The 16,119-nt window shown below is 70.4% G+C and carries 12 protein-coding genes and 1 pseudogene; 4 read left to right on the forward strand and 9 right to left on the reverse strand.

What is annotated here, in order from left to right:
• Window positions 1-354, forward strand: a pseudogene (locus ABZ749_RS11200) (hypothetical protein); the annotation flags it as partial.
• 96 nt (window positions 355-450) lie between these two features.
• Here ABZ749_RS11200 and ABZ749_RS11205 read toward each other — a convergent pair.
• Both ABZ749_RS11205 and ABZ749_RS11210 read right to left on the reverse strand, forming a co-directional pair.
• On the reverse strand, window positions 451-1,452 hold the full coding sequence (locus ABZ749_RS11205) for a D-alanine--D-alanine ligase (protein WP_357226049.1): 1,002 nt from the start codon (window positions 1,450-1,452) through the stop codon (window positions 451-453).
• Between the two features lie 7 nt (window positions 1,453-1,459).
• The gene (locus tag ABZ749_RS11210) at window positions 1,460-2,773 is read right to left on the reverse strand and encodes a PLP-dependent aminotransferase family protein (RefSeq protein ID WP_357205150.1); all 1,314 of its coding nucleotides are present in this window, start codon (window positions 2,771-2,773) and stop codon (window positions 1,460-1,462) included.
• Window positions 2,774-3,068: 295 nt separating this feature from the next.
• Between ABZ749_RS11210 and ABZ749_RS11215 the strand changes: the two genes are divergently transcribed.
• Entirely contained in the window at window positions 3,069-3,734 is a 666-nt protein-coding gene (locus ABZ749_RS11215) for a GNAT family N-acetyltransferase (protein ID WP_355004547.1), read from the forward strand.
• A 10-nt stretch (window positions 3,735-3,744) separates the two neighbouring features.
• On the opposite strand, the gene ABZ749_RS11220 is transcribed toward ABZ749_RS11215, so the two are convergent.
• The 7 genes from ABZ749_RS11220 to murJ all read right to left on the reverse strand — a co-directional run bounded on the left by ABZ749_RS11220 (window position 3,745) and on the right by murJ (window position 12,103).
• Entirely contained in the window at window positions 3,745-4,908 is a 1,164-nt protein-coding gene (locus tag ABZ749_RS11220; protein WP_357226055.1) for an N-acetylmuramoyl-L-alanine amidase, read from the reverse strand.
• A gap of 170 nt (window positions 4,909-5,078) precedes the next feature.
• Window positions 5,079-5,402 carry a thioredoxin gene (gene trxA, locus ABZ749_RS11225; protein WP_030331849.1) on the reverse strand — a complete coding sequence of 108 codons (324 nt, stop codon included), beginning with the start codon at window positions 5,400-5,402 and terminating at the stop codon, window positions 5,079-5,081.
• Window positions 5,403-5,433: 31 nt separating this feature from the next.
• The gene (gene trxB / locus ABZ749_RS11230) at window positions 5,434-6,384 is read right to left on the reverse strand and encodes a thioredoxin-disulfide reductase (RefSeq protein WP_091396582.1); all 951 of its coding nucleotides are present in this window, start codon (window positions 6,382-6,384) and stop codon (window positions 5,434-5,436) included.
• Window positions 6,385-6,567: 183 nt separating this feature from the next.
• Window positions 6,568-7,554 (reverse strand): hypothetical protein, encoded by a 987-nt coding sequence (locus ABZ749_RS11235; RefSeq protein WP_357226058.1) that lies wholly within the window; start codon window positions 7,552-7,554, stop codon window positions 6,568-6,570.
• On the reverse strand, window positions 7,551-8,267 hold the full coding sequence (gene sigM / locus ABZ749_RS11240) for an RNA polymerase sigma factor SigM (RefSeq protein ID WP_357226061.1): 717 nt from the start codon (window positions 8,265-8,267) through the stop codon (window positions 7,551-7,553). The genes ABZ749_RS11235 and sigM overlap by 4 nt, the downstream gene beginning before the upstream one ends.
• A 43-nt stretch (window positions 8,268-8,310) precedes the next feature.
• Window positions 8,311-9,918 carry a protein kinase family protein gene (locus tag ABZ749_RS11245; protein ID WP_357226065.1) on the reverse strand — a complete coding sequence of 536 codons (1,608 nt, stop codon included), beginning with the start codon at window positions 9,916-9,918 and terminating at the stop codon, window positions 8,311-8,313.
• 445 nt (window positions 9,919-10,363) lie between these two features.
• Window positions 10,364-12,103: a murein biosynthesis integral membrane protein MurJ gene (gene murJ, locus ABZ749_RS11250; RefSeq protein WP_357226069.1), complete on the reverse strand. Its 1,740-nt coding sequence runs from the start codon at window positions 12,101-12,103 to the stop codon at window positions 10,364-10,366.
• Window positions 12,104-12,229: 126 nt separating this feature from the next.
• On the opposite strand from murJ, the gene ABZ749_RS11255 reads away from it, so the two are divergent.
• On the forward strand, window positions 12,230-13,690 hold the full coding sequence (locus ABZ749_RS11255; protein ID WP_357226073.1) for a CCA tRNA nucleotidyltransferase: 1,461 nt from the start codon (window positions 12,230-12,232) through the stop codon (window positions 13,688-13,690).
• 302 nt (window positions 13,691-13,992) lie between these two features.
• Window positions 13,993-16,071: a S8 family serine peptidase gene (locus ABZ749_RS11260; protein ID WP_357226077.1), complete on the forward strand. Its 2,079-nt coding sequence runs from the start codon at window positions 13,993-13,995 to the stop codon at window positions 16,069-16,071.
• Window positions 16,072-16,119 lie beyond the last annotated feature (48 nt).

Raw genomic sequence — 16,119 nt, forward strand, 5'->3', positions numbered from 1 at the left:
GGCGTTCCGGCCGCCAGCACCCGGGACTCCACCACCGCACCATCCGGCAGCGGGGCATCCGGCAGCGCTGCCACGACGGCCACCGACGGACTCCGCGCCGGCCTGGCGGAGATGCCCACCGACAGACCTCACGGCGTCGGCTCGGCGGAGAAGCCCACCGGCGGGCCGCACGTCGGCCCGGCCGGCGGCAGCGCCGACGAGGCTAAATCCGAAAACGCGGCAGCGTCGGACCCGGCCAACGGAGAAGCCTTCGGAGAGGCCGTCAGCAGGAACGCTCCCGAGAAGGGCGTCGGCACTCCGGGCGAGGCGCGCACCGACGGCAGCGGCACTCCCGACGTACGCGCGACTCACTGATCTGGAACCGACCATGAGGTTGACCTCGGCAGGCCAAGGCCAACCTCATGGTCGGCCCGCGGTTGGTCCGCCCCGCCGAAGGGGTTGGCGGGTAGGTCAGTGCCTGGTGAGGCGGGCGGCTGCTCGGGCGACCAGGGTGCCGAGGAGTCGGCCGAAGTCCAGCCCGGCCGCCTGCACGGCGAGCGGAAGCAGTGACGTCTCCGTCATCCCCGGGGAGACGTTGACCTCCAGCACGTGCGGCTGGCCGTCCGCGTCCACGATCACGTCGACGCGGGAGAGGTCCCGTAGACCGAGCGCGGTGTGCGCGGCGAGGGCCACGTCAGCGACAGTGGCAGCCACCTCCGGGTCCAGCCGGGCGGGGGCGTGCCAGGTGGTCCGCCCCGCGGTGTAGCGGGCGGCGTAGTCGTACACGCCGTTACGCGGCACGATCTCCACCGGGGGCAGCGCCTGCGGGCCGTCGCCCAGGTCGACGACGGAGACTGCCACGTCCATCCCCGGCACGTACCGCTCCACGAGCGCGGTGGAGTAGTACGCGAAGCAGCCGACCATCGCGGCGGGCAGTGCGGCGGCGTCCCGGACCACCGCCCCGCCCAGCCCGGACCCGCCCTGTGCCGGCTTCACCATCAGGGGTACGCCCAGACGGTCGACGATCCGGTCCAGGACGGCGACCGCGCCGAGCTCGGAGAAACGATCGTGCGGGAGCGCCACCCAGTCGGGGGTGGGGATGCCGGCCTCGCGGAGCACCGCTTTGGCCGAGGGCTTGTCCCAGGCGACCCGGGAGGCCCGAGCGTCGCAGCCGACGTACGGCACGTCGCACAGATCCAGCACCCCGCGCAGTGAGCCGTCCTCGCCGGTCGCGCCGTGCAGTGCGATCACCACCGCGTCCGGCGGGTCGGCTGCGAGCGCCGGCAGCAGCGCCACGTCCGCGTCCCGCAGCTCGGCCTCCACCCCGACGGCGCGCAGCGCGTCGAGCACCCGGCGACCGGAGCGCAGCGACACGTCCCGTTCGTAGGAAAGCCCACCGGCGAGCACCACGACGCGCAGGTCGGCCGAGATGGCGGAATCGGTCACGAGGAGGTGCTCGGCGGTCGTAGCCATGCCGGCATCATGCCAAGTCGGGCCCGGGCACGTCGGAGCCGGCCCGGCCGCGTCGCCCGGCGGCACCACCCACGGCACCGAAGACCCGGCGCATCGCGATCTCCTGCTCCATCACCCCGGCCAGCCGGCGGACGCCCTCGCGGATCCGCTCCGGCGGCGGGAAGCTGAAGTTGAGCCGCATGGCGTCGGTGCCGGTGCCGTCGGCGTAGAAGCCGGTGCCGGGAACGTAGGCGACCCGGGCGGCGACCGCTCGCGGCATCATGGCCTTCGAGTCGAGCCCGTCAGGCAGGCTGGCCCACACGAAGAGACCGCCGGCCGGGGTGGTCCAGCTGGTGCCCTCGGGCATCAGGTCGGCCATTGCGTCGAGCAGGGCGTCGCGGCGTTCCCGGTAGACCTCGCGGTAGACCTTGAGCTGCTGCCGCCAGGGCATCGTGCTCAGGTAGGTGGCCACCGCGGCCTGGGCGAAACCGCTGGGGCAGAGGATCTGCGCCTCGCTGGCGATGACCAGTTTGTCGCGGACCGCGTGCGGCGCCAGGATCCAGCCGACCCGCAGCCCGGGGGCGAAGGTCTTGGAGAAGGTGCTGAGGTAGAAGACGCCGTCGCGGCGGCGGGCCCGCAGGGGGGCCGGGGCCTCACCCTCGAACCCCAGTTGGCCGTACGGGTCGTCCTCGACGACGAGCAGGCCGGCGCGCTCGCAGATGTCGAGCACCCGTTCCCGGCGCTCCTCGCTGAGCGTCACGCCGGTCGGGTTCTGGTAGGTGGGGATCGTGTAGAGGAACTTGACCCGCTGGCCCGCGCGCGCCAGGTCGGCGATGGCCGTCTCCAGCGCCTCCGGGATCAGCCCGTCCGCATCCATCGGTACGTGGACGACCTGCGCCTGGGCGGCCTGAAACACGCCGAGCGCACCGACGTACGTCGGCCCCTCGGCGAGCACCACGTCACCCGGGTCGAGGAAGAGCCGGGCCACCAGGTCCAGTGCCTGCTGCCCGCCCACGGTGACGACGACGTCCTCCGGGGAGGCCCCGCACGCGGCGTCGATCCCGGAGAGCGACATCACCTCGCAGATCCGCTCGCGGAGTTCGAGGGTGCCCTGACCGATGCCGTACTGAAGGGTGCTCACGCCGTGTTCGGAACCGAGCCGGCCGAGCATCTCGCCGACCGCGTCCAGCGGAAGGGCGGCGATGTACGGTGCGCCACCGGCGAGCGAGACGACCTCCGGACGACTGGCCACCGCGAACAGTGCTCGGATCTCGGAGGCGGTCATCCCGCGTACCCGCCGGGCGTACCGGTCGGTGTAGTCGTCGAGTGTCGTGCCGGTCATGACCTCACCTCGATCGCTGCTCGAGTGGCTCCCGCCCCGGGTACCCCGCACATCGCTGACCATGGCGGCGGACACACCGATTGTCGATCCTAGTCCGCCTGAATCGTGCTGCCGCCGTACCGCAGCAGATCGACCACATCGCGGACCGTCCTCGGCGTCCCCCGTCGCGGTGGGCATTCGCGCGTCCCCTCCCGTATGGTCGATCGGCGGCGTACGATCGCTCGTCGGGGGCAGGAAGGCGGCGCTGTCGTTCCATGCCGGTCTCACCACCGAGCCTATTGTGGGGATGCGCCATATGTCGCGACGTCTGGTCAGCCTGACCCTCGACACGTTGGAAGACCTCCCGCGCCCCTGCCGACAGTGCGTCTACTGGGAGCTCGATCCGGTCTCCGCTGAGCGCGCCTGCGCCGCTGGCGATCCGGGCCTGGAGAAGGAGGCGTGGGTCTCCCAGACGCTGCTGGAGTGGGGTTCCTGCGGCAAGCTCGCGTACGTCGACGGCATGCCGGCCGGCTTCGTGATGTACGCCCCGCCCGCCTACGTGCCCCGTTCGATGGCGTTTCCGACCTCACCGGTCTCCGCGGACGCGGCACTGTTGATGACCGCCAACGTGGTCGCCGCGTTCTCAGGCGGCGGGCTGGGCCGGATGCTGGTGCAGGGTGTCGCCCGGGATCTCACCAAGCGTGGGATCAAGGCGATCGAGGCGTTCGGCGACGCCAAGTTCGGCGACGCGGACGACCCTGCCGGCGGTTGCGTGGCCCCCGTCGACTTCTTCCTCTCCGTGGGCTTCAAGACCGTACGTCCGCATCCGCGCTTCCCTCGGTTGCGTCTTGAGCTGCGTACGGCGCTGAGCTGGAAGTCCGACGTCGAGTACGCGCTGGAGAAGTTGCTCGGGTCGATGAGCCCGGAAACCCTGCTCCGCCCGGTCCGTCCAGCCCCGGCCACCCGCTCCACCAACGGCTGACGCCGGCTGATCAGTCCACCACGGTGCCGGCGGTCACCACGGCACGCAGTTCGCTGACGTCGAGCGATCCGGTCGGGACGTCTCGTTCGATCGGGTAGTACATCCGCTGCACAGCGGCCACGATCGCCTCCACCACCCGGTCCCGGAACCGGGGGTCGACGAGGCGGGCGCGGTCCGTCGGAGAGGTGAGATAGCCGACCTCGACCCGGACGGCGGGCATCCGCGTCAGTCGCAACAACTCCCACGTCTTGGCGTGGGTGCGGCAGTCCCGCAGCCCGGTGCGGGCGACTATCTCCCGCTGCACGAGCCCGGCCAGGCGCTCACCGGTCGCTGAGGTCACCCCGTTGTCGGTGCCGTAGTGGTAGGTCGCCACGCCCTCCGCATCCGGGTTGGCGTGCCCGTCCAGGTGCAGCGAGATGAACACGTCGGCGCCGAGCGAGTTGGCGAGCAGGGCCCGGTCGGTGTCCGGCAGGCAGCTGTCGGGCGACGGGCCCCGGGTGAGCTGCACCCGCACTCCGGAGGCGGCGAGGCGTCCCTCCAGTCGGCTGGCCAGGTCGTGCACCAGGTCCGCCTCGGTCCAGCGCAGTGAGCCGTCGGGCACCACCATCCCGGGGTCGGTGCCCCCGTGCCCCGGGTCGATGACGACAGTCTTGCCAACCAGCGCCGGCCCGGACTGGCGGATCGCGTCGGATTCGCGGAGCCACTGCGGGCGGCCACCGACCACCTTGCGGCCGATCCGGCGAAGCGCGTTCATCGTGTGCGGGCCGCAGGAGCCGTCGGGGGTGAGCCCGACCTCACGCTGGAACTGGGCCAGCGCCCGCGACGTCCGGACACCGTAGATGGCGTCCGCGCGGCCCGTGTCGTACCCCATCTCCAGCAGTCGCTCCTGGAGCGACCGGACGTCCTCGCCGGTGAGCGGTTCGGGGACCGCGTGGTAGAGGGTGCGGGCGCCGAGCCGCCAACGGGCGGCATCCAGGGCGCGCCAGGTTTCCGCTCCGACCCGGCCGTCCACGCTGAGCCCCCGCGACTGCTGGAACGCGCGGACCGCCCGCTCGGTGTCGAGGTCGAACTCGTCGGTGTGCGGGTCGGCGGCGGCCAGCAGGTCGAGGCCGGTCAGGATGGTACGGATCTCCGTGACCGCGGGTCCCCGGTCACCGGGTCGGATCGGACGCACGCACGACCCCCTCTGCACGACACTCGCTGGCCGGGCGGCCCAGGCTTGAGGCTATGCGCTCTCAGGCGGCGAGGTGGCTGGGCCGGAAAATACGTCGACGGTACGGCCGGGAAGACACCGAACCCCGCACCCGACGAGCGGGTACGGGGTTCGGTTGATGTTTCTGCTGCTCAGAGGGCCGATTCGATGAGCCGGACCAGCTCGCCCTTCGGCTTGGCGCCAGCGATCGACTGCACCGGCTGACCGTTCTTGAAGACGGTGAGGGTCGGCACCGACATCACCCGGTAGGCCCGGGCGGTCTCCGGGTTCTCGTCGATGTTGAGCTTGACGATGGTGACCTGGTCACCCATCTCCCGGGCGATCTCCTCGAGCAGTGGCGACACCTTGCGGCACGGCCCGCACCACTCCGCCCAGAAGTCCACAAGCACCGGCTTGTCGGCCTGCAGCACGTCAGCGACGAAGCTCTTGTCGGTGACCGCCTTGGTTGTTCCCACTATGCCCCTCCTCCGGGATGTGTTCCTTGTTTCAGCTGAGCGTCGCGATGAACCGCTCGGCGTCGAGCGCTGCGGCACAACCGGTGCCGGCTGCGGTGATCGCCTGACGGTAGGTGTGGTCGACCACGTCGCCGGCGGCGAAGACACCTGGCACGTTGGTGCGGGTGCTCGGGGCGTGGACCTTCACGTAGCCCTCGTCGTCCAGCTCGACCTGGCCCTGGAACAGCTCGCTGCGAGGGTCGTGACCGATGGCGACGAAGACGCCAGTCACGTCCATCACCTTGGTCTCGCCGGTGTGCACGTTACGGACGCGTACGCCGGTGACCTTGCCGTCCTCGCCGAGGATCTCCTCGACGGTGCTGTTCCACTCGACCTTGATCTTCTCGTTGCTCAGCGCCCGGTCGGCCATGATCTTGCTGGCCCGGAACGAGTCGCGGCGGTGGATGATGGTCACCGACTCCGCGAAGCGGGTGAGGAAGGTGGCCTCCTCCATCGCCGAGTCGCCGCCGCCGACAACCACGATCTGCTGGTTGCGGAAGAAGAAGCCGTCACAGGTGGCACACGCGGAGACACCGTGGCCCAGGAATTCCTGCTCACCGGGCACGCCCAGCGGACGCCAAGCCGAACCGGTGGAGAGAATGATGGATCGCGCCCGGTAGGCCGTCTCGCCAACCCAGACGGTGCTCACCGCGCCGGAGCCGGCGTCGCCGGTGTCCACCAGCTCGACCCGGGTCACGTCGTCGGTGAGGAACTCGGCGCCGAACCGCTCGGCCTGCTTGCGCATGTTGTCCATCAGCTCGGGGCCGAGGATGCCGTCGGCGAAGCCGGGGAAGTTCTCCACCTCGGTCGTGGTCATCAGCGCGCCACCGGACTGCACGCCCTCAATGATCAGCGGCTTCAGGTTGGCACGTGCGGCGTAGACCGCCGCTGTGTAGCCGGCCGGCCCGGAGCCGATGATGATCAGGTTGCGGACCTCGTCCACTGCCGTCTCCCGAGTTGTGTGTGTTCGGCGTCGGCGCGAGCACCGATGCTGATCCGAGTCGCCGACGCCTGGGTGGGGCCGGCAGCTGACTTCCAGAACGTCATCGTACGAACCGGGGATTCCCGAGCCGGGCATCCGGTGGGTCAGGTCACGTGGGGGGTCATCGTGCCATCGACCGTGGATTCACCCTACCCGCGCCGAATACCGGCTGTCCGAGCCGGACCCGGGCACGCCGCACTCCGGGCCGCTCACCCAGGCCCACCGGGCCCCGTTCGCGTCGGTGAAGTGGATGACCAGTGCCTGATCGCCCTGGAACCGCGCGTAGTCGATCACCTCGACCACCAGGGGGGCCGACCCGTGTTCCGCCGCGACGCCGGCCAGGCAGCTGGTCAGCGCGGCCTCGTCGGTGAGCCGGGCGAGCTGGTCCGACCCGTCGGGAGACGGACGGCGTCCGCCCTCGGCATCCACGTGCGGCTGCCCGCCCGGGGTGTTGCCGGTCGCCCGGCTGGCAGCCGGAGCATCAGGGCCGTGGGCGTCCCCAAGGGTCTGCGGGGTGTAGTTCGTACCACTGCGCAGTGCCGGGCCGGTGGTGCGGGCCGTGCCGGCCCCCGCGACGCCCTCCGGCGCGCTGGCCGGCTGGTTCATGGCGGTGCCGGCGGAGTCGTCCGACGCCCGCATCGAGAGCTGGTTGAGGCCCAGCCCGACGGCGACGACGGCGATCGCGGCGGCGGCCACGGGTGCGCCACGGCGGGCCCAGCCGCGCCGTCGACGGCCCGGCCCGGTGGACGCCCAGCGCTCTGCGGGCGTCGGAGCGGACGGTCGGCGACCGACTCCACCCTGCGCCGGTACGACGAACGGCGTGGTTGTGTCGACACCCGGATCGCCGGTCTGCCCGGTCGAGGCGTCGCTCGTCGGCTTCGCGGCGGCCAACGCGGCCAGGAGGCGGTCGGTGATCTCCGACGGCATCTCCGGGGACGGCTCGGCCCAGCGGCTCAGATCCGTCCGCACCTCGGCCACGGCAGGGGCCAACAGCCCGTACGCCTCGGCCCAGGACGGGTCGGTGGAGACCAGCAGAGCGACCTCGTCCTGCTGCGGGGTGCCGTCCAACGCCCCGCCGAGGTAGTCAGCGAGGAGGTCGGCGTCGACCTCCCGGAACCCCTCGGTCGTCACGTGTCCTCCTGGTTGGCGTCCCGCCGGTATCGACCTGACCCCGATCCGACGCCCTCCACCGGGCCTGGGTTCCCGGGCGTGACGCCGGGCACGCCCGCGATCGGGGCAGTGGGGTCCGGTCGGTGCGAAGGCGTCGCCACGACGGCGGGGCGGAGATGCCCGAGCAGCACGGCCAGCCGGGCCCGGCCCCGGGCACACCGGCTCTTCACCGTCCCCTCGGCGACGCCGAGGATGCGTGCCACCTCGGCGACCGGATAACCCTGGACGTCGACGAGCACCAGCGCGGCGCGTTGCTCAAGGGGCAGTGCGGCGAGCGCCTCGCGGACCACGAGCGCGGTGTCGTGGTCCGCTGCCGGCGCCGCCGGTTCGAGCCCGCCGGTGCCCGATCCGCCGTCGGCCCGGTTGCCGTCCGGCAGCGGCACGGTGGGGTGCGCCTGCCGGCGTCGGATCCGGTCCAGGCAGGCGTTGACCACGATCCGGTGCAGCCAGGTGGTGACGGCTGAGTCACCACGGAACCGGGCCGCCGCCCGATGCGCCGACAGCAGGGCGTCCTGGAGAGCGTCGGCTGCCTCCTCGCGGTCGCCGAGCGTCCGCAGGGCCACCGCCCACAGCCGGTCCCGGTGCCGGCGGAACAATTCGGCGAAGGCGTCCCGGTCTCCGGCGACGTGCGCGCGCAGCAGCTCCAGGTCACTCGCGGCCGCGCGCCCGTCCATCACCACGTCCAGTGCGTGCGATGCCCGGATCGTGGCGCCCGGCTCACGACCCTTGGACCGTAATCTCCTGCACCCCCAGCTTGAACCCACCCTCGACCGGAGCCAATTCGGTGATCCAGAACAGCAGGTACTGGTATTTCGTGTCGGCGTCGAAGCCGTTGAACGTCATTGTGGTGCCGTCGTGGTCCTCGAACGGCTGGCCGATGGCGGTCTTGTAGCTCGCGACCAACTGCTTGTCACCGCTGGAGCTGGACGGCCAGGTCGTCGTGCCGGCGAGCAGTCGAGCGGACGCGTTGGTGGCCGACAACACTGCCTGCACCGACTTGACGGTGTGCGGCTCGCCGAGATCGATCCAGACGCCCATGCCCTTCTTCAGGTTGCCGAAGTTGGGCTTGTTGACGTACGTCTCCGTCTCCCAGCCCTTGTCCTCGTCACCGTCGATGACCTTCTCGGCGTCCTTCACCTCGCTGCGGTCCTTGCTGTCCGGGTCGATGATCCGGACGTTCTTCACTGTCAGCTTGCGCGTCGCCGCGGCGGCCGGGGTGGCGTCGCCGGCCGGGGCACTGGAGGTCGGCGCGGCGACCGGGTTGGACTGCGGGTCCTCGTCGTCGCCGCCCAACGCGATGATCCCGATCAGCAGACCGACCAGGGCGACGGCCAGCAGACCAGCGATGCCGACGGCGACCTTGCGACCCCCGGCCGCGGCCAGCGGCGACGGCTCTTCCCCGGTCTCGGCGGCGAACCGCAGCGGCCCGCTGTTGTCGAGGTAGTGCTCATCCTCGGCCGGCACGTCCAGTCGCGCCAGCTCCGCGGCGAGCACGTCGGAGGACGGCGGCGCGATCTCGGCGTCGAGCAGGTCCATGGTCAGGTCGTCCAGGTACGCCGGAACGCCCGCCCGGACCTGGCGCGGTGCCGCGATGGCACCCCCGGCGTCCCGAACAGCGTCCGGGATGGCGGCGCGGCCGTGGCCGGCGGTGGCGCCGTGCAGTGGGGCCTCGGCGTGCGGCCAGGAGCCGGTCAGCGCGAAGTAGAGGACCCCGCCGACCGCCCGGATGTCGTTCTCCTGGCTGTCGGCGCCGTCGGTGCGGGCGTCGGCCAGGACCACCCGACCCTCATCGCTGATCATGACGGTGCCGGGGTGGACGTTGCCGTGCACCATGCCGGTGGCGTGCACCGCGGCGAGCGCGCTCGCGACGGCGTTGCCGATCGCGGTGGCCCGAGCCGGGTCCAGGGGGCCGTCGGTCGCCAGGTCCCGCAGGGACTGCCCGTCGACCCACTCGCGCACCACGTAGGCCCGGTCGGCCTCGTCGATGGCGTCGTAGACGCCGACCAGGTTGGGGTGGATGACCCGGCTGGCCGCGACGGCGGCCTGAAGCATCTCGGTGGCGGAGTCGCCACCCGGGTAACGCAGCACGACGGCAACGGGACGGCGCAGGATGACATCGACCCCGCGCCAGACCAGCCGACCCGCGCTGTCGTTGTTGATGTGCTCAACCAGTTCGTACCGCTCGGCGAGGACTTCACCGGCCGTGGGAGCACCGAAGGTCATGACCGGAGGAGCGCTTTCGTCTGCCTCCTGACCCTCGCCGACCTGGGTCACCCGTCCTCCCTCGGTGATCGTGTCGATCGATGAACCCGAACTGCTGGGCATGTGGCTTCCCGCTCTGCCGTTGAAGGAACCGGCCGACCGGTGCCGACGCCCAGCGTCGGCCCCTGCCGTACCCGTCGAGAGCGACCTTACCCGGGTTGCCCGTCTCTCCGACATGTCATCTTCCCGCCGTACCTGGCGGGGTTCCGGCTGTCGAAGAGCTCGTCCGGTTACGACCGTTGTCAGCCACGTTGCTGGCACATGTACTAGCTAATCTACGGCTTCACCGCAAGTGACCGACGCCGGGGCTGGGCTGGCGTGGCGCTCGCGTTGCCCCGTGCGTTCCCACCGATCGGGCCGCCACCCTCAGCCGTACGGTTGGTTATCCACAGGCCGAAGCGGCGGTTGACCGGCGAATCGCGGAGTTATCCACAGGCGCATCCCCAGCCTGGTGATCCGTAGTCACATTCCGTATGAGTGCCAACTTGTTGTAATCGGATGCGGACTTTCAGCGACCGAGGCGGCGGCGAACCATACCGACCACCTCGGTGATCTCCCCGATCCGCAGCAGCATGGCCAGACCCAGATAGGTCCCGCCGATCACCACGCCGCCGACCACGAGCTGGGTTGCCGCCTCGAACCAGCTCGGCTCGTCGCCGCCGGGCAGCAGAGTGATCACCAACCACCCGACCAGCGCCGCGCCGAGTGCGGCGACCACGACCCGGCCGAGGGTACGCATGATCACGCCCAGGCCGATCCGGCCGACCCGGGGCCGGAGCAACCAGGCGGACGCGACAGCCGCCGCCACGTAGGAGACCGCGTTGCCGATCATCATTCCGGCCGCCGCGAAGTGTGCGGCGAACGCGGCGAACAGCACGATCTGTACGCCGACCCGCAGCGCCACCACCGGAATGTTGATCAGGGCCGGGGTGCGGGTGTCCGGCAGGGCGTAGAAGGCAAAGGTGAAGAGCTGGCTGATCGCGAACGGCACCAGCGCGATCGCGGCGAACAGCAGCACGGTGGACGTGGCTGACGCGTTCTCGGCGCTGAACGCGCCGTACCGGAAGACGACCACCGAGATCGGGATGGACAGCACCGCGTAGCAGACCGCGATCGGCGCGAGCACCGCCGACACCATCCGGACACCTCGGGAAAGGTCTGCGGTGACGTCGTGGAACCGCCCGTCGGCTGCGGCGGCTGCCATCCGGGGCATCAGCGCGGTGATGATCGAGACGGCGATGATGCCGTGGGCCATCATCAGCAGCAGGAAGACGTTGTTGTAGATCAGGATGCCGGCCTGGTCAGTGCCCGCGGCCCGGGTGAGGAGATTGACCACCACGAAGAGGCCGAGCTGGTTGACCGCCACGTAGCAGAACATCCAGGCCCCGAGCTTGGCCAGCTCGCGCAACCCCAGCTCGCGGAAGTCGAACCGCCACCGCCACCGGAAGCCGACCTTGCGCAGTGCCGGCAGTAGACCGGCGGTCTGCACCGCCACGCCGAGCAGGGTGCCGCCACCGACCAGCAGGATCCGACCGGTGCCCACCTCCGACGGCTGCAGCCCCTTCGCCCCGTAGACCAGGATGTAGAGACCGAAGACGCCGATCACCACCAGGTTGTTGAGGATGGGGGCCCACATCGGCGCGGCGAAGTGACCTCTGGTGTTCAACACCGCTGCGATCAACGCGCTGACGCCGGTGAAGAACAGCATCGGCAGGATCAGCCAGGACAGGCGTGTGATCAGTGTGGTGTAGGCCTCGTCCTTGCCGCTGGCGTAGATGGCTGTCAGCCAGGACGCCGACGCCACGGCGATCAGGGCCGCCACCGCCAGCGCCAGCACCGCGAGGCTGAGCAACCGTTGGGCGTACGCCTCGCCCCGGTCCGCGTCGCTCTTGCGCCGACGGACCAGCACCGGGATCAGCACACTGGTCAGCACCCCGCCGAGCAGGAACTCGTACACCTGGTTGGGGAGGAAGATGGCAGTCGTGTAGGCGTTGCCGATCAGGTTGCCGAGGGCGGCGCCGATCATCAGGTTCCGGATGAAGCCGGTGCCCCGGCTCACCAGACTGCCCACGGCCATGATCGCGCTGTTGGCGGCGGCGCTGGTCTCGCCGACGACCTCGGGTGGGGGTGCCGTCGCCTCCACCCCAGGCTGGTTCAGCGGCTCCGCGGAGATGAAGACCGCCCCGTCAGCCGGCGGCACGTTACCGTCCGGCGTGGCGTTGGCGCTGCGGTAGAGCCCGCCGCTCATCTCCAGCCTCCCAGGGGTACGTCGAGTCGGGCACCGACCCGCACGCCACAGACCATAGTCAACCCCCACCCGTTACCCGCGCCCGGCGGATCGGATCACACCCCGGCCCGATAAGCTGGCGATCCCATGTCCGAAGCCTCCGCTCCTCACGCCGCCGACCGCCGCGAACTCACCGCCGCGCAGCGCAACGCCGTCGCCGAACTGCTCCGGGTGTCCCCGGTCGCCGACGAGTTGGGCCGCCGCTTTGTCCGCGCCGGTCACGAGTTGCACCTGGTGGGCGGTTCGGTGCGGGATGCCCTGCTCGGTCGACTCGGGGACGACCTCGACTTCTGCACCGACGCGCACCCCGACGAGACCCTGCGGATCATCAAGGGCTGGGCTGAGTCGATCTGGGAGACCGGGCGGGAGTTCGGCACCATCGGCGCCCAGCGAGACGGCCTCCGACTGGAGATCACCACCTTCCGCGCGGAGTCGTACGACCAGGTCAGCCGCAACCCGGTGGTCGTGTACGGCACCAGCCTCGACGAGGACCTGAAGCGGCGCGACTTCACGATCAACGCGATGGCGGTCAGCCTGCCGGACCACCGGTTCACCGACCCGCACGGTGGGCTGGACGATCTCTCGGCGAAGGTGATCCGTACCCCGAGCACGCCTGGGGAGTCGTTCGGCGACGACCCGCTGCGGATGCTGCGGGCTGCCCGGTTCGCCGCCCAGCTGCGTTTCGCCGTGCACCCGGACGTGCACCGGGCGATGACCGAGATGGCCGCCGACCTGGACCGGATCACCGCCGAGCGGATCCGCGACGAGTTCACCAAGCTGCTCTGCGGCGCGGACCCGATCACCGGGCTGCGGCTCCTGGTCGACACCGGGCTGGCCGAGCGGTTCCTGCCGGAGCTGACCGGGCTGAAGCTGGAGATCGACGAGCACGCCCAGCACAAGGACGTCTACGAGCACACGTTGACGGTCGTCGAAAACGCGGTCTCCTACGAGGAGGAGGGCTGCGACTTCATCCTGCGGATGGCCGCCCTCCTGCACGACGTGGGCAAGCCGGCGACGAAGGCGGTCGGGTCCGACGGCCGGGTCAGCTTCCACCACCACGAGGTGGTCGGCGCCCGGCTGACCAAGGCCCGGATGAAGGCGATGCGCTACCCCAAGGACGTCACCGCGCAGGTGACCGCGCTGGTCGCGCTGCACCTGCGCTTCTACGGGTACGGGCGGGGCGAGTGGACCGACTCGGCGGTGCGCCGCTACGTCGCCGACGCCGGTGACCTGCTGCCCCGACTGCACAAGTTGACCCGCTCCGACTGCACGACCCGCAACCGGCGCAAGGCCGCGCAGCTCGCGGCGGATTACGACGCGCTGGAGGATCGGATCGCGCGGATCGCGGCTGAGGAGGACCTGGCGCGGGTTCGACCCGACCTGGACGGCAACGCGATCATGGAGTTGCTCGGCGTACCGCCGGGGCCGGTGGTCGGGCGGGCCTGGAAGCACCTCAAGGAGCAACGCCTCGAGCAGGGTCCGCTGGACCGTGACGCCGCCGAGGCCGAGCTGCTGCGCTGGGCCCGCGCCGAGGGCATCCTCGGCTGACGCGCTCAACGCGATGCTGGTCAGGTAGCGCGATCCGCGGTGAGGTGGCGGGAACCGTCACTTCAGGACGTGGCCGACGGCGATGCTCAGCTGTCCGGTCGACGACGAAACGCGAGCGGATCGACCGAATGGCTGAGGTGTAGCGCTTTCATCGTCGTCCATGATGACTGGGCGTCCGTCGGCTACCGGTGCATTGACACCGCCGCCGACCCCACCGCCCGTCCGCCGTCCGGACTGGACGGGCGACGATCAAACGGGGAGATCACCTAGTGAAACGCCGTGGCGTAATACGCCGCTCGGCGGTGGCGAGCGTTGCTCTCGCCTCCGCAACCATCATCGTCACCGCTGCGACCGGTGGGGCCGCCATGGCCGAACCGACCGCTCCGTTGGCACCGAAGCCCGCCAGCAAGTTGACCGCTCCCAAGCAGGACGGCCGGTTGGCCAAGGCCAAGCCCGCCGAGGTCGTGCCGGGTCGCTACATCGTGGTTCTCAAGGACAAGAAGACCACGCCCGCCAAGATCAAGGCCGCCGCTTCGGCTCTGGCCAAGGAGAACGGCGGCAGCGTCCGCCGGCTGTACAGCAGCGCCGTCAACGGCTACTCCGCCGCGATGACCGCGAAGCAGGCAGGCCGGCTGGCCGCCGACCCGGATGTCGCATCCGTGGAGCCGGTGGTTCGCGTCCACGCGAGCGGAACGCAGAGCTCGCCTCCCTCCTGGGGCCTGGACCGGATCGATCAGGTCTCGCCCAAGCCGAATGGCAGCTACACCTACCCCAACACCGGTGCCGGGGTGAAGGCGTACATCGTCGACACCGGCATCGACATCAGCCACACCGACTTCGGTGGCCGTGCCTCCAACGGCTACGACGCGATCGAGCGGGACAATGTGGCGCAGGACTGCCACGGTCACGGCACGCACGTGGCGGGCACCGTCGGCGGCACGAAGTACGGCGTGGCCAAGGACGTGAGCCTGGTCGCCGTCCGGGTCCTCGACTGCGATGGTGCTGGCACCACCGAGGAAGTCGTGGCCGGGATCGACTGGGTGACCGCCAACGCGCAGAAGCCTGCCGTGGTCAACATGAGCCTCGGTGGGCCGGAGAACCCGGACTACCCGGCGATCTCCATGGCGGTCAGCAACTCCATCGCCACCGGTCTCACCTACGCGGTGGCCGCCGGCAACGACGCGGACGATGCCTGCTACTACACCCCGGCCGGGGTGTCGGCGGCGATCACCGTCGGCGCCACCGACAGGTTCGACCGTCGGGCCTCGACCGAGTACTTCGATTCGAACTACGGTCCGTGTGTCGACGTCTGGGCTCCGGGCGTGGACATCGTCTCCGCGGCGAGCGGAACCACCAACGGGTCGGTGGCCTTCAGCGGGACCTCGATGGCGGCGCCGCACGTGGCCGGAGCCGCTGCGCTGCTGCTTCAGTCGAACCCGACGTGGTCCCCGAACCAGGTGCGCAACACGATCGTGACCCGGGGGCTCGCTGGCGCTGTGTTGAACCCGCAGGGCGGGGTGGACCGTCTGCTCAACGTCGCGGCGGCTCTGTCTCCCGCGCGTACCGCGCACGGTCTGCTGGCGCGTTCCAACGGCTATTTCGTCTCGGCTGACGGTGCGGGCAGCAAGCCCCTGGCCTCCGTCGGCCCGGTGCTGGGCGGCTGGGAGAAGCTCGACATCGTCGACCTCGGCAGCGGCCTGGTCGCACTGCGGGCGAACGTCAACGGTAAGTACGTCAGCGCCAACGGTGCCGGCAGCAAGCCGCTGATCTCCGCTGCCGCGTCGGTGAGCACCTGGGAGAGGTTCCAGCTGGTTCACCAGACCGACGGCACCGTGAGCCTGAGGGCCACTGTCAACAACAAGTACGTCAGTGCGCCCAGCAACGGTGGTCCGCTGATTGCCAGCGCGACGAACGCCAGCACCTGGGAGAAGTTCGACCTCGAGACGAACCTGCTCGTCAGCTTCAAGTCCTCCGCCAGCGGCAAGTTCGTCTCCGCTGACGGTGCCGGAAGCAAGCCGCTGATCCCGGTGGCCACGAAGGTCAGCACCTGGGAGAAGTTCGAGCTGTACGACCTGGACTACAACGGCTACTTCGGCCTGCGTTCGCTGGCCAACGGCAAGTTCGTCTCGGCGACCTCCGCCGGATCGAAGCCGATGGTTGCCTCGGCCGCCGGAATCAATGCTTGGGAGGCCTTCACCTTCTGGCACCGGGGTGTCGGGACCACGGACGGGTCGGGCTGGATCTACGCGAGCGTCGACGGGCAGGCGGTCAGCGCCGGCAGCGCCGGCACCAGCCAGCTGATCCCGAACAAGGACTTCGACTTCTGGAGCGAGGACTTCGGCCTTTCGGCGGGCGAGCGTTTCGTCCTGGGCCTCGCCTGAATTAGCCACCGAATTACCACCGGCGCCCGCCGGCACCCCTCCCTTGGG

It is taken from the genome of Micromonospora sp. NPDC047753 (genome assembly GCF_040642735.1).
GTDB lineage: Bacteria > Actinomycetota > Actinomycetes > Mycobacteriales > Micromonosporaceae > Micromonospora.

Excerpts from the sequence above, each read along its gene's own strand:
- murJ (WP_357226069.1), bottom strand. The coding sequence starts at position 12,103 with ATGAGCGGCGGGCTCTACCGCAGCGCCAACGCCACGCCGGACGGTAAC.
- ABZ749_RS11205 (WP_357226049.1), bottom strand. The coding sequence starts at position 1,452 with ATGGCTACGACCGCCGAGCACCTCCTCGTGACCGATTCCGCCATCTCG.
- ABZ749_RS11245 (WP_357226065.1), bottom strand. The coding sequence starts at position 9,918 with ATGCCCAGCAGTTCGGGTTCATCGATCGACACGATCACCGAGGGAGGA.
- ABZ749_RS11255 (WP_357226073.1), top strand. The coding sequence starts at position 12,230 with ATGTCCGAAGCCTCCGCTCCTCACGCCGCCGACCGCCGCGAACTCACC.
- ABZ749_RS11210 (WP_357205150.1), bottom strand. The coding sequence starts at position 2,773 with ATGACCGGCACGACACTCGACGACTACACCGACCGGTACGCCCGGCGG.
- ABZ749_RS11215 (WP_355004547.1), top strand. The coding sequence starts at position 3,069 with ATGTCGCGACGTCTGGTCAGCCTGACCCTCGACACGTTGGAAGACCTC.
- sigM (WP_357226061.1), bottom strand. The coding sequence starts at position 8,267 with ATGGACGGGCGCGCGGCCGCGAGTGACCTGGAGCTGCTGCGCGCGCAC.